20 protein-coding genes are annotated in these 21,083 nt (G+C 74.6%); 13 read left to right on the top strand and 7 right to left on the bottom strand.

Annotated features, from left to right (window positions below; genetic code table 11):
• Nucleotides 1–81: 81 nt before the first annotated feature.
• The 3 genes from ABEE00_RS26675 to ABEE00_RS26665 all read left to right on the top strand — a co-directional run bounded on the left by ABEE00_RS26675 (nucleotide 82) and on the right by ABEE00_RS26665 (nucleotide 3,944).
• Nucleotides 82–1,305, top strand: a complete 1,224-nt coding sequence (locus tag ABEE00_RS26675) for a glycosyltransferase (protein WP_345748223.1) — start codon at nucleotides 82–84, stop codon at nucleotides 1,303–1,305.
• 217 nt (nucleotides 1,306–1,522) lie between these two features.
• Entirely contained in the window at nucleotides 1,523–3,094 is a 1,572-nt protein-coding gene (locus ABEE00_RS26670) for an MDR family MFS transporter (RefSeq protein ID WP_345748222.1), read from the top strand.
• Between the two features lie 244 nt (nucleotides 3,095–3,338).
• Nucleotides 3,339–3,944: a hypothetical protein gene (locus tag ABEE00_RS26665; RefSeq protein ID WP_345748221.1), complete on the top strand. Its 606-nt coding sequence runs from the start codon at nucleotides 3,339–3,341 to the stop codon at nucleotides 3,942–3,944.
• Nucleotides 3,945–4,047: 103 nt separating this feature from the next.
• Here ABEE00_RS26665 and ABEE00_RS26660 read toward each other — a convergent pair whose 3' ends face one another.
• The 6 genes from ABEE00_RS26660 to ABEE00_RS26635 all read right to left on the bottom strand — a co-directional run bounded on the left by ABEE00_RS26660 (nucleotide 4,048) and on the right by ABEE00_RS26635 (nucleotide 10,950).
• Nucleotides 4,048–5,421 (bottom strand): hypothetical protein, encoded by a 1,374-nt coding sequence (locus ABEE00_RS26660; protein WP_345748220.1) that lies wholly within the window; start codon nucleotides 5,419–5,421, stop codon nucleotides 4,048–4,050.
• Nucleotides 5,422–5,493: 72 nt separating this feature from the next.
• Nucleotides 5,494–6,918 (bottom strand): alpha/beta hydrolase, encoded by a 1,425-nt coding sequence (locus ABEE00_RS26655; RefSeq protein WP_345748219.1) that lies wholly within the window; start codon nucleotides 6,916–6,918, stop codon nucleotides 5,494–5,496.
• Between the two features lie 54 nt (nucleotides 6,919–6,972).
• Nucleotides 6,973–7,443, bottom strand: a complete 471-nt coding sequence (locus ABEE00_RS26650) for a MaoC family dehydratase (protein ID WP_345748218.1) — start codon at nucleotides 7,441–7,443, stop codon at nucleotides 6,973–6,975.
• 52 nt (nucleotides 7,444–7,495) lie between these two features.
• The gene (locus tag ABEE00_RS26645) at nucleotides 7,496–9,040 is read right to left on the bottom strand and encodes an acyl-CoA synthetase (RefSeq protein ID WP_345748217.1); all 1,545 of its coding nucleotides are present in this window, start codon (nucleotides 9,038–9,040) and stop codon (nucleotides 7,496–7,498) included.
• A gap of 45 nt (nucleotides 9,041–9,085) precedes the next feature.
• The gene (locus ABEE00_RS26640; RefSeq protein ID WP_345748372.1) at nucleotides 9,086–9,958 is read right to left on the bottom strand and encodes an amidohydrolase family protein; all 873 of its coding nucleotides are present in this window, start codon (nucleotides 9,956–9,958) and stop codon (nucleotides 9,086–9,088) included.
• Nucleotides 9,959–9,981: 23 nt separating this feature from the next.
• Complete coding sequence (locus tag ABEE00_RS26635) at nucleotides 9,982–10,950, bottom strand: SDR family NAD(P)-dependent oxidoreductase (protein ID WP_345748216.1); 969 nt, start codon at nucleotides 10,948–10,950, stop codon at nucleotides 9,982–9,984.
• A 288-nt stretch (nucleotides 10,951–11,238) separates the two neighbouring features.
• Here ABEE00_RS26635 and ABEE00_RS26630 point away from each other — a divergent pair, with 288 nt between their 5' ends.
• The 9 genes from ABEE00_RS26630 to ABEE00_RS26590 all read left to right on the top strand — a co-directional run bounded on the left by ABEE00_RS26630 (nucleotide 11,239) and on the right by ABEE00_RS26590 (nucleotide 19,449).
• On the top strand, nucleotides 11,239–11,664 hold the full coding sequence (locus tag ABEE00_RS26630; protein ID WP_345748371.1) for a MarR family winged helix-turn-helix transcriptional regulator: 426 nt from the start codon (nucleotides 11,239–11,241) through the stop codon (nucleotides 11,662–11,664).
• A 177-nt stretch (nucleotides 11,665–11,841) separates the two neighbouring features.
• Entirely contained in the window at nucleotides 11,842–12,951 is a 1,110-nt protein-coding gene (locus tag ABEE00_RS26625; RefSeq protein WP_345748215.1) for a 3-oxoacyl-ACP synthase III family protein, read from the top strand.
• Nucleotides 12,948–13,712 carry a glycosyltransferase family 2 protein gene (locus ABEE00_RS26620; RefSeq protein WP_345748214.1) on the top strand — a complete coding sequence of 255 codons (765 nt, stop codon included), beginning with the start codon at nucleotides 12,948–12,950 and terminating at the stop codon, nucleotides 13,710–13,712. Before ABEE00_RS26625 ends, ABEE00_RS26620 begins: the two co-directional genes overlap by 4 nt.
• A 163-nt stretch (nucleotides 13,713–13,875) precedes the next feature.
• Complete coding sequence (locus tag ABEE00_RS26615) at nucleotides 13,876–15,435, top strand: class I adenylate-forming enzyme family protein (RefSeq protein WP_345748213.1); 1,560 nt, start codon at nucleotides 13,876–13,878, stop codon at nucleotides 15,433–15,435.
• Complete coding sequence (locus ABEE00_RS26610; protein ID WP_345748212.1) at nucleotides 15,432–16,283, top strand: YhjD/YihY/BrkB family envelope integrity protein; 852 nt, start codon at nucleotides 15,432–15,434, stop codon at nucleotides 16,281–16,283. The genes ABEE00_RS26615 and ABEE00_RS26610 overlap by 4 nt, the downstream gene beginning before the upstream one ends.
• Nucleotides 16,280–17,035 (top strand): glycosyltransferase family 2 protein, encoded by a 756-nt coding sequence (locus tag ABEE00_RS26605; protein WP_345748211.1) that lies wholly within the window; start codon nucleotides 16,280–16,282, stop codon nucleotides 17,033–17,035. Before ABEE00_RS26610 ends, ABEE00_RS26605 begins: the two co-directional genes overlap by 4 nt.
• A 61-nt stretch (nucleotides 17,036–17,096) precedes the next feature.
• Nucleotides 17,097–18,302 carry a cytochrome P450 gene (locus ABEE00_RS26600; RefSeq protein WP_345748210.1) on the top strand — a complete coding sequence of 402 codons (1,206 nt, stop codon included), beginning with the start codon at nucleotides 17,097–17,099 and terminating at the stop codon, nucleotides 18,300–18,302.
• On the top strand, nucleotides 18,302–18,493 hold the full coding sequence (locus ABEE00_RS26595; protein WP_345748209.1) for a hypothetical protein: 192 nt from the start codon (nucleotides 18,302–18,304) through the stop codon (nucleotides 18,491–18,493). The genes ABEE00_RS26600 and ABEE00_RS26595 overlap by 1 nt, the downstream gene beginning before the upstream one ends.
• Complete coding sequence (locus ABEE00_RS26590) at nucleotides 18,493–19,449, top strand: NAD-dependent epimerase/dehydratase family protein (protein WP_345748208.1); 957 nt, start codon at nucleotides 18,493–18,495, stop codon at nucleotides 19,447–19,449. The genes ABEE00_RS26595 and ABEE00_RS26590 overlap by 1 nt, the downstream gene beginning before the upstream one ends.
• A 144-nt stretch (nucleotides 19,450–19,593) precedes the next feature.
• Here the strand turns inward: ABEE00_RS26590 and ABEE00_RS26585 are convergent, their stop codons facing one another.
• The gene (locus tag ABEE00_RS26585) at nucleotides 19,594–19,938 is read right to left on the bottom strand and encodes an ArsR/SmtB family transcription factor (protein ID WP_345748207.1); all 345 of its coding nucleotides are present in this window, start codon (nucleotides 19,936–19,938) and stop codon (nucleotides 19,594–19,596) included.
• 98 nt (nucleotides 19,939–20,036) lie between these two features.
• Here ABEE00_RS26585 and ABEE00_RS26580 point away from each other — a divergent pair, with 98 nt between their 5' ends.
• Nucleotides 20,037–21,014: a quinone oxidoreductase family protein gene (locus tag ABEE00_RS26580; protein WP_345748206.1), complete on the top strand. Its 978-nt coding sequence runs from the start codon at nucleotides 20,037–20,039 to the stop codon at nucleotides 21,012–21,014.
• The last annotated feature ends 69 nt before the right edge of the window (nucleotides 21,015–21,083 follow it).

Here is a 21,083-nt window from a genome sequence, read left to right as displayed (position 1 = left end):
CGAGACCGCACCACCCCACCGTCCGTACCGGCGCACCGTTCGACCAGCGGTGCGCCCCGGACCGAACAGAAAGGCCCCCTGATGCGGGTTCTGTGCACCACCCTCGGCAGCCCTTCGCACGGGCGCGCCCAACTCCCCCTGCTCCGCGCGCTGGCCGGGGCCGGGCACGAGGTCCATGTGGCCACCACGCCGGGGCTCGCCGAGGTCTTCCAGCACGACGACGTGACCGTGCGCACCGTTCTGCCCGAGCTCCATCCCGGCACCTTCATGGAGGCCGCGCCCGAGCTCGTCGAGTCCATGAAGGACGCGGGCCCCGAGGAGCAGCGCGAGGTCATGATGCAGGTCATGTCGCGGGCGCTCTCGGGCCCGATGGCCCGGTTTCTGCACGAGGCGCTGGGTCCTGTGGTGGAGGAGCTGCGCCCCGACCTGATCCTGCGCGACGGCATGGACCTGAGCGCGGTCCTCTTCTCCGAGCAGCGCGGCATACCGCAGTTGCCCACGCCCTCGGGCGCGAGCAACGTCATGAACCCCGAGCTGCTGCTGCCGGGACTGAACGCGCTGCGCACCGAGTTCGGACTGCCCGAGCAGGAGGACCCGCTGTCGCTGGCGGCGCACGGGCGGGTGGACTACGTGCCCCCGGAGTTCTCCTTCGCCGAGAAGCTGCCGGGCTCGCTGGCGTACCGGCAGACCGTGAACGTGGACCGCACGGCCGCGCTGCCCCGCTGGGTCGCCGACCTGCCCACCGACAGGCCGCTGGTGTTCGCGGCGCTGGGCACCGCCCTGCCGATGCTGCACAAGAGGCAGGAAGAGGAGGGCGAGGGTGCGGCGCAGATGCCCTTCCCGATGCCCGACCCGGTCGAGACGCTGCGCACCGTGGTGGGCGCCGCCGCGCTGCTGGAGGAGTGCAACGTCATCGTGGCCACCGGCGGGCTGCCCGTGGACGGCGAGGGGCTGCCCCCGCACGTCCACCTCACCGAGCGGCTGGCGCAGCCGCTGCTGCTGGAGTCGACGGACCTGTTCCTCACCCACGGCGGCTTCAACAGCATCCGCGAATCGATGCGCACGGCCACGCCGCTGGCGGTGCTGCCGCAGTTCGGCGACCAGCCGGTGAACGCCAAGCGGGTGCAGGATCTGGGCCTGGGCCGCGAGGTCACCGAGACCACTCCCGAGGGCACGGCCAAGGCGGCGCGCGAACTGCTCGCCGACCGCGACGTGGCGGCCACCGCGCGCCGCGCCCGGCTCGCCATGCTGGCCCTGCCCGAGATCGAGAACGCGGTCCCCGACCTGGAGAAGCTCGCGAAGTAACGCCCAGGAAGCCCGCGAAGCACCGCCCGGGGCGAGCAGCGACGCCCCGGGCGACCCGCCGGGTCCGGCCGCGCGCCGGGCCCGGCGGTCCGCGCCGCCACGCCCCGACCACCCAAGGAAGCCGCACGTGACGTCCTCCCAGGCCCCCGAGACGGCCCCCCGTCCCGAAGGCGGCCCAGCCTCAGACAGTGGAGCATCCGCCACGGGCGGCCCGCCCGTGCGCCTCTCGCACCGCGAGGTGGTCGTCGTCCTGTCCGGGCTGATGCTCGGCATGTTTCTCGGCGCGCTCGACCAGACCGTGATCTCAGCGGCCCTGCGCACCATCGCCGACGACCTGCACGGGCTGACCGCGCAGGCGTGGGTCACCACCGCGTACCTGGTCACCGCCACCATCGCGACCCCGCTGTACGGGAAGCTCTCCGACATCTACGGGCGCCGCCGCATCTACCTGGTCGCGATCGTGCTGTTCGCCGCCGGGTCGCTGCTGTGCGGCTTCGCGGGGTCGATCCACCAGCTCGCCGCGTTCCGCGCGGTGCAGGGCCTTGGCGGCGGCGGGCTCATGTCGCTCGCCATGACGGTGATCGCGGACATCACCTCGCCCCGCGAACGCGGCCGCTACCAGGGCTACTTCATGGCCGTCTTCGCCGGCTCCAGCATCGTGGGCCCGCTCGTCGGCGGCATTCTCGCCGGGCGCGAGACGCTGCTCGGCCTGGACGGCTGGCGGTGGATCTTCCTCGTCAACGTGCCGCTCGCCGCGCTCACCATGGCGGTGATCGCGCGCGTCCTGCGCCGGGTCCCGCACACCCCCGTACGCCACCGCCTGGACTACGGCGGCGCGATGGCCCTGGCCGTCGGCGTCGTCCCGCTGCTCACCGTGGCGGAACAGGGCCGCAACTGGGGCTGGACCTCGCCGCTCGCGCTGTGCATGTACGCGGTCGGCGCTGCGGGTCTCGTGGTCTTCCTGCGGGTCGAGCGGCGGATGGGGGAGGCGGCCCTGCTGCCGCTGCGGCTGTTCCGGATACGCAGCTTCCGGCTCGGCACGGCGCTGCACTTCACCGTCGGCATCGGCATGTTCGGCGCGATGACGACCCTGCCCCTCTACCTCCAGCTCGTGCAGGGCATGAGCCCGATGGGCGCAGGGCTGGCCATGCTGCCGACCATGGCGGCGAACGTCGCGGTCACGCTGACCGTCGGCCGGCTCATCTCCCGTACGGGCAGCTTCAAGGTCCATCTGGTCTTCGGCACCGGCTGCTTCACCGCGGCGATGCTGGTGTACGCGACCCTGCGCGCCGACAGCCCGCTGTGGCACGTCGCGATCGGCATGCTCTTCATGGGCGCGGGGCTCGGCGCGTCCATGCAGACCATGACCACGCTCGCCCAGTCCGAGGTGCCGCGCGGCGACATGGGAGCGGCCACCGCCTCGGTCAACTTCTTCCGCTCCAACGGCGGAACGGTCGGCGCCGCCGCCTTCCTCTCCATCCTCTTCTCCCTCGCGGGCTCCCGGATCGCCGAGCGCCTGACCCCGGCACTCCGCGAGCCCGAGCTGCACGCGCTGGCCCAACGGCCTGAGAACGCCGAGGCGCTGAAGGGCGTGATCGGTCCCGGCGGCCAGGTCAACATGGAGGACTCGGCCTTCCTCCACACTCTCGATCCGCGCCTGGCGCGCCCCTTCCTGGAGGGGTACGTGAGCGCGATGCAGGTGGTCTTCGTGACGGGGGCGGCGGTGCTGCTGCTGGCGTTCACCGTGGCGGTGTGGCGGGTGCCGAATGTGAAGCTGTCGGACGAGTGAGACAGGGGTTTCACGGTGGCCCCGGCGTGTCTGTTAACTTCTAAACCGTTGTAGGGGAGTAGCCACCCCGTCCCCCGGGCCGCCCGTGGTCCGGGGGCTTCCCCGCCGCCTCTCCACACGGCCGTCCGCCCGTACGCAGGTGAGAGGCCGCACAAGGCCCCGCTGTGCGGGGGTGTCGTACGATCCTCGGGACCCCGGGCCGCGCGTGGTCCCGGTCCCGGCAGGTGACAGGAGCGGCGGCACCATGACGCAGAACATCCCCGTGCCGTCCGGCACTTGCGCCTTCGAGCACGAGGGGACGCGGCGCGCGTGGCACCGTGCGCGGCGGCGGGTGGTGCTGCGGATGCTCTGCTTCCTGACCGCCGGATGCGCGGCGCTGATCCTCACCGGCGTGTACGCCGGAACGATCAGGAGCGCGGGTGCGGGGGTGGTCCCGGCGGTGTTCTTCGGCATCGTGGTGCCCGCGGGGCTCTATGCGTACATCAACGCGCTGCTCAGGCTGCGCCGCATCCGCCGGATACTGCGCGCCCACCCGTGGAAGGCGCGCGGCGGCGCCCGCAGGCTGCCCGAGCGCGACCCGAACGGGGTGGCCGTGCAGTTCCTGACGGAACTCGGCGAGTGGTCGCGGGTGTTCACCGCCCGCGACCCGCTGCGCTGGTACCGCTGGGACCCCGCGATGGAGCAGGGCGTCTGGCTCGCGGGCAGCGCGCGCTCCGACGACGGCGCGGTGCTGGCGCTGCCGGGCGGTACGGGGCTGATGACGCTCCAACACCGCGTGGAACGCGCCGAGTCCCGCACCACCACCAGAGCCCGCACCCCCAACAAGGCCCCGTCACCGAAGTCGCTCTAGGGCGGGCTCGGATCAGGGCGGGGCCGGGCCGGCATCAGGCCGGGGCCAGGTCGGGGACGACGCGCCGCAGCTCGGCGGCCGTTCAGCGCGCGCCCGCTCCCGCTCAGAAGCCTCCCCCGAAGCCCCCTCCGTCGAAGCCGCCCCCTCCGAAGCCGCCGCCGAAGTCGTGGCCGCCCAGGCCGAAGCCGTCGCCGCCCAGGCTCGGGCCCGCCGCCCAGGCCGCGCCCGTGTGCAGGGACGAGCCGAGGAGGGTGCCGGCGAGCATGGCGGGCAGCAGGGCCGAGCCGTAGCCGCCGAAGAAGCCGCCGGCCCACGGTGCGTACGCGGGGCCCGCCTCCCAGTAGGGGCGGCGGCCGTAGGCGGTCGGGACGTCGCGGACCAGCGGGGGTTCGCCGTCGTCGAGGCGGGCCGCGTCGGCCGCGCAGATCGGGACGGTGCGCACCTCGCCGCCCGGCGGCGCCCACTGGCGGTCCTTGACCGAGGGGCCGTGCCGCGGGTCGAAGAAGCACGGCGCGCGGCGCTCGGGCAGCGGTTCACCGGCACGGCGTGCGCGCAGCGTGGCCAGCGCGAACCTGCCGCTCTCCAGCGCCCCGGTGACCGCCCGCACATCGCGCGGCGACCGCACCTTCGCCATGGCGGACTTGGCCTCCTCGTACGCGTCCAGCGCCTCCTCGTACTCGGACACCATCGCGGCGTCCTCCTCCGCCGAGGCGCCGCCGGGCGCCGACGGGGTGAAGTCCAGCCGCTCCAGCTCCTCGCCGTACGAGGTCACGTCCTCGTCCACGGTGGCCTTCACGCGCGCCAGGTCGGCCGCCGCCTCCTTGCGCACCCGGAGTCCGCCGCGCGCGACGTAGAACACCGCGAGCAGCAGCCCGCCGAGCACCAGCACGCCCAGCACCGTCCCCGCGGCGCCGGAGCCCTGACCGCCCGAGCCGACGGTGCCCGAGCCCTGGTCGGCGCCCGTCTCGACCGCGGTGGCCGCGCGCGCGGCGAAGTCCTTCAGCGACGCGGCGTCCACCGTGCTCGCCTGCCGCTCGGTCTCCCGCGCCAGCGACTGCGCGCGGGCGCCCGGCAGCAGCGCGCGGTCGGAACCCGCGCCGAAGTCGTCGCCCAGCAGCACCCCGTAGACCCCGGCGCGGCCGGTGGCCTCGCGGATGTCGGAGAGGATCGTCTGCTTGTGGTACGCCGCGCTGCGCGGCAGCACCACGAGGTAGACGGGCTGGCCGCGCGAGGCGATGTCCTCGGCGAGGGCGTGCTGCTCGGCGGTGCTCAGCCGGTCGCGTGCGCCCGGGTCGACATAGACGGGGGTGGAGCGGAGCCCCTTGCCGATCTGCTCGGGGGTGGAGGGTCCGGCGGCCTGTGCCGGTGCGGCCAGGGCCAGCAGTGCCACGAGGGCGAGAAGGGCGGTGAACAGCGCCGCGCGCCTGCCTCCGCCGCGCGGGCGGCGGGCGCGGGGGCCAGCGGATGGGTGCGCCATGTCCCCAGTGTCCGCCCGGAATCCCGTAAACGGGAGGAGTCGGGCGGAAACGGCGGGGCAACGGCGGTGCGCTCACTCCCGCACCGTGTACGGCCGCGGATACGGCCCCGGCGCATAGCGCACATAGCGCGCCGCCGTCCTCGGATCGGCCCTGCGCGCACGGGAGTTGAGGGCGCGCGGCGAGGTGTCGCCCCAGCGCCCCGTGTCCAGGCGCGCCTCCAGGGTGCGCACGGCCGCGAGCTGTTCGGCGGGGGAGAAGGTGCAGTGCCCCGCGTTGTCCACGTACGCCTGGCGCAGCAGCGGGGCGCGGCCCGCCGAGCGGACGGCGGCGCGGTAGGCGCTCTCCGCCCGTACGGGGATCAGCCCGTCGCCCGTGGTGTGCACGTCGAGCTGCGGCTTGCTCAGCCGTCCGGTGAAGGAGACGTGGCGGGACATGTAGCGCTCGGCCTGGGGGTCGGCCGTGAGGCGCGGGGACCGGGCCAGGGTGTCGAGATCGCCCCCGAGGTTCAGGCCCGCCGCCTTGTAGCGGGCCTTGACCTCCCGGTAGTCGTCTGACCTGCGCAGCATCGCGGTGTAGTCCACGCCCGCGTTGCCCGACATGCTGCCGCCGGCGCGGCTCTCCGCCTCCTGCCGCCAGACGAAGGCGGGGGCCTGCACCAGCGAGCGCACCGCCGCGTACTGGTTGGCCTGTGCGCGGGCGTGGTCGCCCGGCGAAGGGCGCGGCTGTTTCGGGTCGTTCCAGCGCGGGATGCCGTGCAGCGCGGCGGCGAGGGCGATGCGGGCGCGGCCCCGCGCGGTCTTCTGCGCGCGGGCGACGGCGGAGCCGAGCCTCTTGGCGGAGGAGGCGGCCTGCGCTGAGGAGGAGAAGCGGGTGAGGCGGATTCCGGAGCGGGGCGCGAGGAGGGTTGTGAGTGCGTACGCGGGGTCCAGGGTGGAGTTCCAGTTGGCGACCCCGCCCTGCACCAGCCCGCACAGCGACAGCGAACCGTCGATGCGCCCCGCATGTCGCTCGGCCAGCGCCGTGGTGACCAGCCCGCCGTACGACTCGCCCCAGGCGAGGGTGCGGTGGGCCTCGCCGACCCGCCGCGCGAAGGCGTCGAGCGTGCGCAGCTGATCCGGTACGGCCTGCTCGGCGGCCCACCCGGTGCGCGCGTACGAGGACCCGGCGAGGGCGTACCCCTCCTTGAGCAGCTTCTCCCGAACGGCCGTGTCCGGCGCGTCGGTCGCCGGGTTCGCCGCCCCCTCGGGCCGGTATCCGTGGCTGAACAGCAGCACGGTCCCGTTCCACTTCCCGGGTACGTCGATGACGTAGCGGGCGCCGGAGCGCAGCGTGCCGTCGAGGTGCCGGGCCGTGCGCTGCTGCGCGGCGGAGGCCGGCGAGCACCCGGCGGTCCCGGCGCCCGCGATGAGGAGCAGGGCGGCGAGGGCGGCGGAGGCGGTGCGTTTGCGAGGGGCACGAAGTGGTCGTATGGGGCCGGGAGTTGGTCTTCCGGTCATCGGGTCGGGGCTCCCTTCGTGGGGCGGGGGCTGTGGCATCGCGGCACCCCCGCCTCAGGCGTAGAAGCGGGAGAGGCTGCGCAGGACGGCCGCCGGCTTCTCGCCGTCCTCGATCTCGACCGTGCCGTCCACCGCGATCTGCACGCCGCCGGGCACGTCGTCCACGGAGGACAGCCGCGCGGCGAGCCGGATGCGCGAACCGGCCCGCACCGGGGCGGGGAAACGCACCTTGTCCAGGCCGTAGTTGACCTTGGTGGTCACGCCGCGCACGTCCAGCAGGTCCGTGAAGAGCGGGATGAAGAGGGAGAGCGTCAGGTACCCGTGCGCGATCGTCCCGCCGAAGGGGCCCTCCGCGGCTCGCGCCGGATCGGTGTGGATCCACTGGTGGTCGCCTGTCGCGTCAGCGAAGGTGTCGATCCGCTCCTGGCCGACGGTCAGCCACTCCCCGGCGCCCAGGTCCTTCCCGGCGAGCCCGCGCAGAGCGTCGAGGCCGTCGACGACGGTGGTGTGCGTGGAGGTGCTCATGGGTGTGCGTTCTCCGTTCGTACGAAGGGGAGTTGAGGGAGAGGGGCCCTGGTCAGGGCGTCCCGTAGCGCTCGCGCAGCAGCGGCTTGCGGAGCTTGCCCGAGGCCGTGCGCGGCAGCGCGTCCGCGAAGACGACCGACTTGGGGATCTTGTACTTGGCGAGCCGCCCGGCGAGCGAGGACAGCAGCACCTCCGCGTCCGGCGCCGCGCCCTCCTCCGGCACCACGACAGCGCGCGCCACCTGCCCCCACCGCGCGTCCGGCACCCCGATCACGGCGCACTCCGCGACGCCCGGCAGCCCGAGCACGGCGGCCTCCACCTCGGCGGGGTAGATGTTCTCGCCGCCGGAGATGATCATGTCCTTGAGGCGGTCGACGAGGGTCACATAGCCGTCCGCGTCGGTGCGCGCCGCGTCGCCCGTACGCAGCCAGCCCTCGGTGAAGGCCGCCGCCGTGGCGTCCGGCAGCCCCCAGTAGCCGGGCATCACATGGGGGCCGCGCACCAGCACTTCGCCGGTCTCGCCGGGTGCGGCAGGGGTGAGCCCTTCGCGGACCACCCGTACGTCGCTGAAGAAGTGCGGCACCCCGGCCGAGCCCGCCTTGCTGACGGAGTGCTCGGCGTCGAGGAAGAGCACGCCGGGCGCGGCCTCGGTCATCCCGTACCCCTGCAGGAAGGTCAGCCCGCGCCGCTGGTATGCGCGGATCAGGCCCTCGGGTACGGGCGCCCCGCCGCAGCTCAGGAGGCGCAGCGAGGACAGGTCGGCGCTCTCCCAGCGGGGTTGGCGCGCGATCATCTCGTACATCGTGGGCACGCCGAACACGAAGCTGATCCGGTGCCGTTCGATCAGTTCCAGCGTGGCGCCGGGCGCGAAGGACTCGGTGAGCACGCAGGTGCCGCCCTTGAGCAGGACCGGCAGGGTGAGCATGTTGAGGCCCGCGGTGTGGAAGAGCGGCGCGGAGGCCAGGGCCACCTCGCCGGCCGTGAGGTCGGTGTCGACCAGCACGTTGACCGCGTTCCAGGTGAGGTTGGCGTGCGTGAGCACCGCGCCCTTGGGGCGGCCCGTGGTGCCCGAGGTGTACATGATGAGGCAGTGGTCGTCGCCGGTGACGGGTTCGTCCAGCTCCCCATCCTGCGGCGGCGGTCCGGCCACCAACTCCTCGTACGCCGGGCCGAGTTCGACGCGGTACGGGGCCCCGTACACGGTCTCCAAGCCGTCCACCAGATCCCGGTGCGCGGGGGCGTGCACGAGGAGCCGTGCGCCCGAGTCGTCCAGTTGATAGGCGAGTTCGGGCCCGGAGAGCCGGGTGTTGAGCGGGACGAAGACCGCGCCGAGCAGGCCGGCGGCGAAGAGGGTTTCGAGGTACGCGGGGTGGTTGGGCCCGAGATAGGCGACCCGGTCACCGCGGCGTATCCCGCGCTCGCTGAGGGAGAGGGCCAACCGCGCGGTGCGGTCGTGCAGTTCGGCGTACGTGGAGGAGACGGGCTCCCCGGGGTCGCCGCCGGGGACGGCGGGGTCCGGGTGGTGGATCAGGGCGGTGCGGTGCGGCGTCTTGCGGGCCCGGCGTGCGGGCCATGAACCGATGCCCTCGTTGCGCATGAACGTGGCTCCTTCGGACGCGGTCGGAGTCGGGGGTGACCGGGTTCAGGCGCCGTCGAGTCCCAGCAGGCGCGCCGCGTTCTCCTTCAGGATCTTGGGGCGGACCTCGTCCTTGATGTCGAGCTTCGCGAAGTCGGCCAGCCACCTGTCCGGGGTGAGCACCGGGTAGTCGGAGCCGAAGAGGACCTTGTCCTTGAGCAGGCTGTTGGCGTACTTGACCAGTTGCGGAGGGAAATACTTCGGCGACCAGCCGGACAGGTCGATGTGCACGCCCGGCTTGTGGGTGGCCACCGCCAGCGCCTCGTCCTGCCAGGGGAAGGACGGATGCGCCAGGATGATCTTCAAGTGCGGGAAGTCGGCGGCGACGTCGTCGAGGAGCAGCGGATTGCTGAACTTCAGCCGGATTCCCGCGCCCCCGGGCACGCCCGCGCCGATGCCGGTCTGCCCGGTGTGGAAGAGCGCGACGGCGCCCGCCGCCTCGATCTCCTCGTAGAGCCCGTACGCCATGCGGTCGTCGGGGAAGAACCCCTGGATGCTGGGGTGGAACTTGAAGCCCCGCACCCCGTACTCCTCCACCAGCCGCCGTACCTGGCGCACCGCCGCCTTCCCGCGGAAGGGGTCGAGGGAGGCGAAGGGCAGGAGGACGTCGGGGTGTTCGGCGGCGGCCTCCGCGACCTCCTCGTTCGGCACGGGCTCGGTGCCGGTGGCCGCCTGCGCGTCCAGCGGGAAGACGACGGCCGCCATCTCCCGCTCCCGGTAGTAACGGGCGATCTCCGGCAGGGTCGGCTTACGGTTCCCCTCCACCTTGAAGTACGCGCTGGAGGCGGCGTGCAGGTCCTCGTCCAGTGAGGCGGCGCCGTTCGCGGAGACCTCGGCGTGGGTATGCACGTCGATGGCCTTGAGGCGGGAGACGTCCATCGTGGGGCGCTGTGCGGCCGTCATCAGCCCTCCTCCCCGGTGCCGGTACCGGGTACGCGGGGCGCGGGGATGCCCACGCCCTGCGGTTCCGCGCCGACCCCGCCGTGCCAGGAGGCGGCCAGCGCCCCGGGGGTCCAGCCGCCGTCCGCGTACGCGGTGCTCACCTCCTGCGGGTGCGACCAGAGCGAGAGCCGGTCGCCGCCGATGCCGATGCACTGGCCCGTGACGTCGCGCGCGGCGTCCGAGGCGAGGAAGGGCACGAGCGCGGCGCAGTCCTCGGCGGTGCCGAAGCCCTCGCCCTTGCGCAGGAATTCGGGCAGCGGCGTCCCGTTCTCGCGCAGCTCGCGCACGTACGGGGCGAAGGCCGGGATCGTCTCGGTCATCGCGGTGGCCGCCACCGGGATGACGGCGTTCACCGTGATCCGCGCCCTGGCCAGCTCCATCGACCAGGTGCGGGCCATCGCGGCGATGCCGGCCTTGGCTGCCGCGTAGTTGGTCTGCCCGAAGTTGCCGCGCTGGCCCGCGGGCGAGCCGACCAGGACGAGGCTGCCGCCCTCGCCTTGCTCCCGCATCCGTACGGCGGCGGCGCGCGCACACGTGAAGGTGCCCCGCAGGTGGGTGGTCACCACGTCGTCGAAGTCCTCGTCGGTCATCTTCCACAGCACCCGGTCCCGCAGGATCCCGGCGTTGGTGACCAGCACGTCGAGCCGCCCGAACTCCTCGACGGCGCGGGCGACCAGGCGGTCGGCCGCCTCCGCCGTGCCGACCGCTGCGGCCTCGGCGACGGCCTCGCCGCCCGCCTTCACGATCGCGTCGGCGGCCTCCCGCGCGGCCTGCGGGTCCGCGTCGTTGACGACGACACGGGCGCCGGAGCGTGCCAGGGCCTCGGCGTACGCGAGCCCGAGCCCGCGCCCGGCGCCGGTGACCACGGCTGCCTTGCCGGTGAGGTCCACGGGGGAGCCGGGAGAGGGGGCTGAGGGGGTGGGTGACACTGCGCGGTCCTTTCGCCGGGGGTGCGGGGCGGTCGGCACGGGCTCGACACGGGCCGCTCAACGTGCGGCGCCCGGTCGGGAGTTGGAGTGGCGCACGACCTGAAAGGAAGCTAAGAGCAATCATTGTCGACGTCAATAGTTGTTCTTGCGAGGCGTCGTGCTGCATGCTGAGCGGAACCGAACGACCGCGCCCGTACGGGGCCTTGAGCAGGGAGCAGTGCCATCGCCGCCCAGAGAACGCCCGCGACTCCGCAGGTGCAGCAGCCCGTCGACGCGGGCGAACCGTGGATGCGGGGGCTGCACGCCGACACCGGCTATCTGCTCTACCGGATCGGCCTGCGCTCGGGGCAGCTCTTCAACGCGGCGCTCCAGGAGCACGGACTGCGGCTGCGCCACTATGCGCTGCTGCGCTACCTCGCCACCGTGGAGGGCGCGCCGCAGCGCGAGCTCAGCTCCCGGCTCGGCTACGACCCCAGCGCCATCGTCGGCCTCGTCGACGACCTGGAGCGGCAGGGGTTCGTGGAGCGGGGGCCCGCGCCGAACGACCGGCGGACCAGGCTGGTCGCGCTCACGGGCGCGGGCAGCGCGTTCCTGCGGGACACCGACGAGGCGAGCCGCCGCGTCACCGACGAGCTGACCGGGCAGCTCTCCGCCGAGGAGCGCGAGACGCTGCACGCGCTGTTGCTGCGCGTCGCGCACCCCGACGAGCCCTAGGGGTACGGGGGTACGCGTCGTACGAGAGGTAGGCGGGGGTCCGCGCGGTCCGGTCCGCCCCGTCCCTTTTCGCGCGAACTGCGGCCCTCACCTGCGTAAACCGCTCACTCACCGGCCTCCGCTCCTGAGTACATGTACTCAGGCCACACGCCCCGCGCCGAGGAAAGCATGGGGCGCATGCCCGATACACCACGCACTCCGCACGCGCGGGAACACGCCGCCCCGGCGGGGAGCAGACGGGCGGGGATCACCGCCACGGGCAGCGCGTTGCCCGGGAGAGAGCTGCCCGGACGGGAGCTGACCTCCGAGGAGTTGCTGCGCCACGTCGCCGGGAACGGCGGTCCAGCCCTGCCGCCCGGACTGCTGCGGCAGGCCACCGGCATCCGTACGCGACGGGTCGCGGATGAGGGGGTGTACGCCTCCACGCTGGCGGTCGCGGCGGGCCGGCGCGCGCTGGCCTCGGCCGGGCTCGACCCGCTGGACGTGGACCTGCTGCTGTTCGCCTCCGCGACGCGGGACATGATCGAGCCCGCCACGGCGCACATGGTGCAGGACGAACTGGGCAGCAGGGCGCACGCGCTGGACGTCACCAACGCCTGCAACAGCTTCCTCAACGGGATCGACCTGGCCCGCTCCATGATCCTCGCGGGGCGTGCGCGGCGGGCCCTGGTGGTCACGGGGGAGACCCCGAGCCGCTCGGTGCGCACGGCGCCGGAGGACCACGCCGCGTTCCGCGCGTCCTTCGCGGGCTACACCTTCGGCGACGCGGGCGCGGCAGTGCTGGTCGAGGAGGTGGAGAGCGGCGGCATCCTGGACGTGGACACCGAGACGCACTCCGAGCACTGGCGCGTGGGCGGCATACCCGGCGGCGGCTCCCGGCACCCGCGCGGCGACGAGCACACCTACTTCCGCGGCGACGGCCACGAACTGCGCGGCGTCTTCGAGAAGGTGGGCACGGCCGTCATCGACCGCACGCTGCACCGGGCCGGCCTGCACGGTGCGGGCCTGGACGGTATGGGGACCGGCGCCGGCTCGGGCTGGGACGGCATCGCCAAGGTGCTCGTGCACCAGGTGACCCTGCCGTATCTGGAGCGCTTCCAGGAGCTGACCGGCGTGCCGGAGGACAAGCTCGTGGTCACCGTCCCCGAGCTGGGCAACATCGCCAGCGCGGCCCTCGGCGTACAACTGGACCGCGCGTACGGCGAGATAGCCCCCGGTGAGCGCGTGCTGTTCGTCGGGCTCGGCGGCGGGATCAGCATGATGACGATGCTGTGGGAGAAGTCGTGACCGCGGCCGCTCAGGACCGCAACCGCCTGTGGGTGATCGTCCCCGCGTACGAGGAGGAGGCCAGGCTCCCCGGCACGCTGCGGGCCCTGGAGGCCCAGCGTGACCGGGACTTCACGCTGCTGGTCGTGGACAACGGGTCGGCGGACGGGACGGCGGCGCTGGCGCGGAAGTTCGCGGCGGACGCGCCGTTCCCCGTGGAGGTGCTGGAGGAGCCAGAGAAGGGCGTGGGCTGCGCGGTGGACACCGGTTTCCGGTACGCCGTCGAGCGCGGCGCCGTGCTGCTGGCCCGCACCGACGCGGACTGCCTGCCGCGCCCCGGTTGGACCGCCGCCGCGCGTTCGGCGCTCGAGAGCGGGCGCGCCGACATGGTGTGCGGGCGCATCCTCGCGCGGCGCGACGAGCACGGGGTGCTGGGGCGCGCCGGTTTCCGCGTACTGGTCGGGTTGGCCGCGCTGTTCGGGCGGCTGCGCCCCGCGCACGCGCGCAGGAACGGGTACCGCGCCCCGTACCGCATGCACGCGGGCAACAACATGGCCATCACGGCTGCCACGTACGAGGCAGTGGGCGGCATGCCCCGCCGCCCGTCCCCCACAGACCGCCTCTTCCTCAACCGCGTACGCACGCATACCGCCCGCATAGCTCACTCCCGCTCCATGGCGGTGGAGAACTCCACCCGCCGAATCCGCGCCTACGGCCTGCGAGGCACGGCCCGCTGGTACTTGGACAGGGGGAGCGGCGCGATGGGGGAGGACCCGAGATGAGGTGGGTGTACTCGACCCCCTTTGAGCTGTGGGCGATCGGTCAGCGCGAGGGGCGGAACGGGTGGGCACAGCGGACCGCCGCCCCCGCGCCCACCCAGCCACGCACCCAACGGGGCCCGCGGCGCAGCCCCGCAGGCGCCCCGCGCCGAAAGGAGCCGCGCTGATGCTCGACCGCCTCGACCACTCGCTGCGCGCGGCCCCAGAACGCCCAGCGATCCTGGGCGCCACCCGCGCAGGCGCCCCCAAGGTGCTCGCCACCCGAGGCGACCTCACAGCCATGGCCGACGCCTACGCCACAGCCCTGCACGCCCGCGGCCTGCGCCCCGGCGACACCGTGGGCGTAGCCGTACGCCCCGGCCCACGCGCCCTTGCCATCATGCTCGCCCTCTGGCGCCTCCACCTCCGAGGCGCCGTACTCGACCCCGGCGCGGGCCCCGAGGTGCTGCGCGCCCGCCTGGCCCTCGCGCCGCCCGCGCTGATCCTCGCCGACGCCACCGCGCAGGCGGCGGCGGGCTGGGCCCGCCCGCTGGCCCGCCGCGCCGGACTCTCGCTGCCCGCGCTGGACGGTCTGGGCCCGGTGGCCACGGTCGGCCGCCGACTCCCGGGCTGCGCGCCGAAGTTGGAGCCCGCCACCACAGCAGGCCCCTTGAGCGGAGGCGACGGTGACGCCGACGCCGTGATCGTCTTCACCTCCGGCACCACGACCCGCCCCCGCGCGGTCGTGCACACCCGCTCCAGCCTGGCCGCCGGCATGGAGGCGGTCGCCTCGATGGTGCCCGCGCGGCCCGGACTCCCGGTGCTGGGCGGCACGTTCTTCGTCCTCGTACCGTGCCTGGCCCAGGGCGCCCCCGTCGCACTGCCCGCGCGCTCGCCCCGTACCCTCGCCCGCCAGCTGCACAGGACCGTGCCCCAGAGCACCTACCTGACGCCCCCTCAACTGCGCGCGGCGCTGGCCGAGGACGCACCCTTCGCCGGCAGCGTGTGGACGGGCTCGGCGCCCGCGAGCCGCGAACTCCTCGGCCGCGTACGGGAGTCGGGCGCCGACGAGGCGTGGGGCGTGTACGCGCTGACGGAACTGTTCCCCGCCGCGGCCGTCGAGTCCCGCGAGAAGGCCGCGTACGAGGAGGAGGGACCGGGCCTCGGCGACCTCGTGGGCGCCCCGCTGCCCGGCGTCTCCGCGAAGCCGGAAGCGGACGGCGAACTCCTCCTCGCCGGCCCCGCTGCCCGCCACCGCTACCTGGGCGAGGAGCCCGATCCCTGGGTGCGCACCGGAGACCGCGCGCACCTCGACGACGCGGGCCGCATCGTGCTGGAGGGCCGCTGCAAGGAGATGGTGCTGCGCGGCGCGGAGAACATCTACCCGGGCCTGTACGAACCGCGGTTGCAGCTCCCGGGCGTCGAGCTCGCCCTGCTGGTCGGCGTACCGGCGGGCGACGGCGACGAACGCCTGGCCGCCCTCGTCCAGCCGCGCCCCGGCGTCTCGGTGCGCGCCCTCCGCGCGGCCCTGGAGGAACCGCTGCGCCGGATGGGCACTGCGCGGCCCGACGCCGTGCTCTTCGCCGAGGTGCCGCTGTCGGGACGTTCGCGCAAGCCCGACAGGGAGGCGGCGTCGCGGATCGCGGCGGGGCTGATGGCGGGCGGCGGCCCGGTGGCCCCAACGGGCTCGGTGGCCCCAACGGACTCGACGGCCTCGACGAACTCGGCGGGGGAGCGCGGCAGTTGAAGGCTCCGCACCACGCGAAAGCCCGGCTCGTGACCGCGCTGCGGCCCGCCGTCGACCGCTCCCTGCGCGCACACCGCCGCTACACCTCCGCCAACGGCGACGCGCTGGCGGGCGCGCTCACGTACGCGCTGCTGACCGGCACGGCCCCCGCCGTCCTGCTCCTCGGCACCCTCGCCACGCACGTCGGCCCGGGCGCCGGGCCGGTCCGCGAGACGCTGGCCCGGTTCACCGCCGCCGTACTGCCAGGCCAGGGCGCCGCGGCCGCCGCCCGGCTCCCGCTCGGCACCGCGCACTGGCGGCCGCTGCTCGTGCTCGCGCTCGGCTGGGCCGTGGTGCGCATGACGCGCGCGCTGCGCACCGGCGTGCGCGCCATGTGCGGGCAGAACGCGGGGAGCGGCAACCCGTTCAGGGACGCCGTACGGGATGTCGTGCTGGCGCTCGCGCTGTGCGCGGCGTTCGCGCTGGTCGCGGTGGCCGTACGGCTCGGTGGCGGCGGCGCGGGGGCGGCCGTGCCCGCCCTGTGGGCGCTGTTCGCGGCCGTGCTGCTGGGCACGCCGCGTCCCGGCGGCCGCCCCGGAACGGGGCCCGTGCTGCGCGCGGCACTCGCCGCCGCGCTGGCCTGCCAGGCGCTGATGTTCGCAGGGCGGCACTACCTGGCCGCGACGGCGGAGCTGCACGACACGCTGTACCGCTCGGCCGGGCTGCTCGTCGGCGTACTGATCTGGTGCGGACTGTGCGCCCGCGTCCTGCTGCGCGCGGCGGCGTGGGCGGCGACGGCGTGCGCTCCTTCCGTTTCCGCGGCGCCCCATTCGGTGCTGCCCGAATCGCCCCCAGGAGGTGGCGGTTGAACCTCTGGGTGATCATCCCCGCGTACAACGAGGCGGCCTCGCTGCCCGCCACCCTGGCCGCGCTCGCGGCCCAGCGGGACACCGGATTCACGCTGCTGGTGGTGGACAACGCGTGCACCGACGGCACGGCGGACGCGGTGCGCGCGTTCGCGCGCGACGCGCCCTTCCCCGTCGAGCTGACCGCCGAGTCCGAGCCGGGCGCGGGCGCGGCGGCCGACACCGGCTTCCGCCACGCGATCGCGCGGGGCGCCACGTTGTTGCTGCGTACGGACGCCGACTGCCTGCCCGCGCCCGACTGGACGGCGGTGGCCAGGGCCCGTTTCCTGGCCGGCGCCGAGATGCTGTGCGGCCGCAGCGTGCCGCGCCGCGACGAGCGCCCGACCTTCGCCGAGGCGCGCGTGCTGCCCGCCGCGATCCGGCTCTGCGCGCTGTACGGGCGTTTCCGCGCGGAACACCGCAAGCCCTGCTACCTCACCCCGTACGTGCTGTGCCACGGCCACAACCTGGCCCTCACGGCGGACCTCTACCTGCGCTGCGGCGGTGCCGCCCGGGTGCCCCTGCACGAGCGCCCCGAGGACGTCGAGCTCCTCAACCGCGCCCGGCAGCACTCCGAACGCATCGAACGCTGCGAGCAGTTGGTGGTCCACAACAGCCTCCGCAGGCTCCGCGCCTGGGGGCCCCGCCGCACCTTGCTGTGGTACTGGGACCGCCGCTACCGGCCTGCGGAGGCGGGGGAGGCGCATGTGCGGTGAGGGTGCGCGGTGTGCTGTCCGGGGCTGTTGTTTCTGTCGACTTCATGGAGGTTCACGTCCGATGACGCCGCACGTCGAGAGCCCGGCCGCGGCCGGGGCCCCGGAGGCCGCCGCGGCGAGTCCCGGCGCGCTCGCCCGTGCGCGCCGCCGTGACCGCCGCGTCTATCTGCGCGGCCACCCGCTGCTGTTCGGCCTCCTCGCCGCCACCCGCGGCCGCCCCGTACGCCGCATCGGCCGCACCCTCCTGGTGCACGGGGCCGAGCCGTACCGCGAGGCCCTGACCCGCATCCGGCTCGACCGCACGGCCGAGGGCACGACAGGAGGCGCGGCGCGCGCGGCTCTTGCGGGCAGTGGTCCCGGGGGTGGCAGCGGTCCCGAGGGCGGTGGCTGCCCTGCGCGCGGCGGCGTCCTCTTCGACCAGGACGGCGCCGACCACCGCGCGGAACGGCGGGCAGCGGCCGACCAGTTCGGCGCGGCGGGCGTGGAGCGCCTGCGGCCGGTGTGGCAGCGCGCCCTCGCCGCTGGGCTGGAGCCGCTCGCGCACGGCGGCGAGGTCGACCTCGTCGCGCTGGCCCGGGAGGTGTCGGGGGCCGTGGTGTGCGGGCTGCTGGACTGTTCCGCGCCGCCGCGCGCGGTGGCGGAGGCGTGCGCGAGTGCCGCGTCCGCCTCCGTACGCGCGCACCTGCCGGGGCCGCGCAACCGGCGCGCGGAGCGGGCCGCGGCCCGTACCGCCGCCGAACTCGACCGCCTCCTCGGCGCCGAGGGCGACCCGCTGCCCGCGATGGTGGCGGTCGCCGCGGTCAACACCACCGTCGCCGCGCTGCCCCGCGCCGCGGCCTGGTGCGCCGACGCCGGCCTCTGGGGCCAGGCGGCCGATCCCGCCCTCCGCCCCGCACTCGCCGACGAACTCCTCCGCGTGACCGCGCCCTCCCCGCTGCTGCCCCGCGTGGCGGCCGAGCCGGCCGAACTGTCCGGCCACCCGGTACGCCCAGGCGACCGCCTCCTCCTGATCGCCCGCCACGCAGCCGAAGCCCACCGCACCGCCCCCGACGCACACCACCCAGCCGAACCTTCCCTGACCCATTCGGTGTTCGGCGCGGGCCCGCACACCTGCCCCGGCGCCCGAATGGCCCGAGCGCAGCTCACAGACGCGCTGGGCTATCTCGCCCCGTACGGCCCGCGGGTCGTACGCGCCCGGGCGGACCGCCGGGCGGCGCTGCCGTCTTGGGGGGAACTGGCCGTGCGGGCAGGGGAGGTGGCGCGTTGATGGCGGCGTACGAGGTTGAGGGATTGCGCCTGGGCGTCACCGGCGCGAGTGGTTTCCGCGACGGCCACATGGCCGCCCTGCTCGCCGACGCGCTGGCCCGCCTCGCCCCGTACCGCCCACGGGCGAGCCGCCGCGGGGCGCCGCCGTCCTGGGCCGAATTGGCCGTGCTAGCAGGGGAGATGGCGCGCTGATGACGGCGTACGAGGTCGAGGGGCTGTGTCTGGGGGTCACCGGGGCCAGCGGTTTCTGTGGTGGGCATGTCGCTCGTGCGGCGCATGCGCGCGGGGCCCGGGTGATCGCGCTGGGACGGCGTCCTGGGCCGGTGGGTGAGCACCGTTACTGGGACGCCTCCCGGGGCGCGCCCGACCTGAGCGGCGTCGACGCGGTGGTGCACTGCGCCGCGGCCGTCGGCGATCCGGTACCGGGTTCGCCGGGCGAGGCGGCCATGCGCGCGGTCAACGTCGACGGCACGGCCCGGCTCCTGGAGGCGGCGGCCGGGCGGCCGCTGGTGTGGGTGAGCAGCGCGAGCGTGTACGACCCGCGCCGGGACCGTTCGCTGGTGACGGAGGATCATCCGCGTTCCGGGCAGCTCAACGCGTACGGGCGTACCAAGGCGGCGGGCGAGCGACTGGCCCTGGACGCGGGCGCGGTGGCGCTGCGCCCGCGCGCCGTCTACGGCCGCGGGGACACCCAGCTCCTGCCCCGCCTGCTCGACCGCGTCCGCGCGGGAACCCTCCTGCTCCCCGGCTCCGACGTCCCCCTGAGCCTCACCGCGGCCGAGAACCTCGCCGACGCCTGCCTCGCAGCCCTGAGCTGGTCCCCGGGCCCCTACAACATCGCCGACGCGACCCCGTACGACCGCGACGCCACACTCACAGCCGTACTCCGCGCACACGCCATCCGCGCCCGCATCCGCCACCTCCCCCTGCCGCTGGCCCAGTTGGCATCCCGCATAGCCGAAACGCTCGCCCGCCACACCCCGGGCGACACCGCCCCACCTTTGACCCCGTACGCGGTGGACCAGCTTTCCCACCCCGTGGTCCTGGACCTGACCCGAGCCCGCACCCAGGGGTGGACCCCGCACCGCACACTGACGGATTACTTGAGTGAACTGAGCGCGAGCGGGACTGGGGCGGCCCGGGTCTGAGCCCTGTACGACGGCTGGCGGGCGCGGCATGCGTCATCTCCCGCCGCCTGCCGCCGACTTCACGGCCCGTTGTCGCCGTACGCCGCCGAACAGCCCCGGGCGCAGCCCGAGTCAGGGCCGTCAGCCCATCCGCGAAGCCCCCCGCTACCCCGCCCCCTCCTCCCGCAGAGTCAAAGCGAGCAACCCCGGAAAGCGGGCGTCGAACTCCTCGCGGCGTAGGCGGTTGAGGCGTTTCGGGCCCTGGTCGCGCTGTTCGACCAGGCCCGCGTCGCGCAGGACCGTGAAGTGGTGGCTCTTGGCCGCCCTGCCGACGGGGACGTCGAAGTTGCTGCAGCTCAGCGTCCAGTCGGGGTGGCCGGCCAGATCGCGGACCAGCCGGAGGCGCACGGGGTCGGCGAGCGCCGTCAGGGCGGTGAGCAGGGGAACGTCGTCGGGGTGCGTGTGCACCGGCGCCGGACGGTGGCTCGACCCCTCGGCCCGGTCCGTCATCGTTCCCTCGCTCTCTCCACCCAGTGTTCAATCGTCATCGTACACTGCTAGTGTTCGACGCCCATTGAACACTCACTCGCGGAGGGGTGGTGTGCCGTATGCGTACGGCCGAGTTCGAGGAGTACGGCGGCCCCGAGGTGCTGCGGACCGTCGAGGCCGAGGCACCCGAACCGGGCCCCGGTCAGGTGACCATCGACGCCGCGTGGGCCGGGGTGAACTTCGCCGACGTGAAGGCCCGCGCCGAGGGATACCGGGTCGCTTCGCTGCCCCACCGCCCGGGCCTGGAGGTCTCCGGGCACGTCAGGGCGCTGGGTGAGGGCGTCGAGGGCCTGCGCGTCGGGCAGGAGGTCGCGGCCCTGGTCGACGGCGGCGGCTACGCCGAGGTCGTACGCGCCGCGGCCGCCACCGTGTTCCCCCTGCCCGAGGGCGTGGACCTGCGTACCGCTGCCACCCTCCCGACCGTGCTGCCGACCGCACACGCCCTGATCCACGAGGTCGGACGGCTGCGCGCAGGCGAGAGCGTGCTGGTGCACGGCGCGGCCGGCGGCATCGGCACGGTGGCAGGGCAGTTGGCCCGCGCCGCGGGCGCCGGAGCGGTGTACGGGGTGGCCTCCACCGAGGCCAAGGCCGCGTACGCGCGCAAGCACGGCTACGACGAGGTGTTCGGCCCGGACGGCTTCGAGGGCGACGTCCGCCGGGCGACCGGCGGCAGGGGCGTCGACCTCGTACTGGACCCGATCGGCGGGGACACCCTGCGCCGCGGCCTGGAAGCGCTCGCCGCCTTCGGCCGCCTGGTCTCCTTCGGCAACGCCAGCGGCGCCGAACCCTGGCACGCCGGACAGGCCGAGCTGTACGCGCAGGGGCGCTCCGTCGGCGGCTTCTCCGTGCTCGCCCTCGCGCAGTCGGCGCCCGACGCCCTCCGCGCGCTGACCGAACGCGCCCTGCGCGCCGTCTCGGACGGGACGGTCGCGCTGCCCGTCACGGCCGAGTTCCCGCTGTCGGAGGCGGCCGCGGCGCACCGGCTCATGGGCGGCCGCACGTCCACGGGCAAGCTGCTCCTGCGCATCGCCGGCTGAGCCGGGAGCCGCCGCGCGCCCTCGCCCGGGCCGCCTCCGTTTGGCACGCGCCACCAGATTCGAACTAAT

Origin of the sequence: Streptomyces odontomachicola (assembly GCF_039605595.1) — a bacterium.
Lineage (GTDB): Bacteria > Actinomycetota > Actinomycetes > Streptomycetales > Streptomycetaceae > Streptomyces.
This window is presented reverse-complemented; position numbering and strand designations above follow the sequence as displayed.

Coding starts and splice junctions, on each gene's coding strand:
- ABEE00_RS26675 (WP_345748223.1), top strand. CDS start 82: ATGCGGGTTCTGTGCACCACCCTCGGCAGCCCTTCGCACGGGCGCGCC.
- ABEE00_RS26665 (WP_345748221.1), top strand. CDS start 3,339: ATGACGCAGAACATCCCCGTGCCGTCCGGCACTTGCGCCTTCGAGCAC.
- ABEE00_RS26660 (WP_345748220.1), bottom strand. CDS start 5,421: ATGGCGCACCCATCCGCTGGCCCCCGCGCCCGCCGCCCGCGCGGCGGA.
- ABEE00_RS26655 (WP_345748219.1), bottom strand. CDS start 6,918: ATGACCGGAAGACCAACTCCCGGCCCCATACGACCACTTCGTGCCCCT.
- ABEE00_RS26650 (WP_345748218.1), bottom strand. CDS start 7,443: ATGAGCACCTCCACGCACACCACCGTCGTCGACGGCCTCGACGCTCTG.
- ABEE00_RS26645 (WP_345748217.1), bottom strand. CDS start 9,040: ATGCGCAACGAGGGCATCGGTTCATGGCCCGCACGCCGGGCCCGCAAG.
- ABEE00_RS26640 (WP_345748372.1), bottom strand. CDS start 9,958: ATGGACGTCTCCCGCCTCAAGGCCATCGACGTGCATACCCACGCCGAG.
- ABEE00_RS26630 (WP_345748371.1), top strand. CDS start 11,239: ATGCGGGGGCTGCACGCCGACACCGGCTATCTGCTCTACCGGATCGGC.
- ABEE00_RS26625 (WP_345748215.1), top strand. CDS start 11,842: ATGCCCGATACACCACGCACTCCGCACGCGCGGGAACACGCCGCCCCG.
- ABEE00_RS26615 (WP_345748213.1), top strand. CDS start 13,876: ATGCTCGACCGCCTCGACCACTCGCTGCGCGCGGCCCCAGAACGCCCA.
- ABEE00_RS26600 (WP_345748210.1), top strand. CDS start 17,097: ATGACGCCGCACGTCGAGAGCCCGGCCGCGGCCGGGGCCCCGGAGGCC.
- ABEE00_RS26595 (WP_345748209.1), top strand. CDS start 18,302: ATGGCGGCGTACGAGGTTGAGGGATTGCGCCTGGGCGTCACCGGCGCG.
- ABEE00_RS26590 (WP_345748208.1), top strand. CDS start 18,493: ATGACGGCGTACGAGGTCGAGGGGCTGTGTCTGGGGGTCACCGGGGCC.
- ABEE00_RS26585 (WP_345748207.1), bottom strand. CDS start 19,938: ATGACGGACCGGGCCGAGGGGTCGAGCCACCGTCCGGCGCCGGTGCAC.
- ABEE00_RS26580 (WP_345748206.1), top strand. CDS start 20,037: ATGCGTACGGCCGAGTTCGAGGAGTACGGCGGCCCCGAGGTGCTGCGG.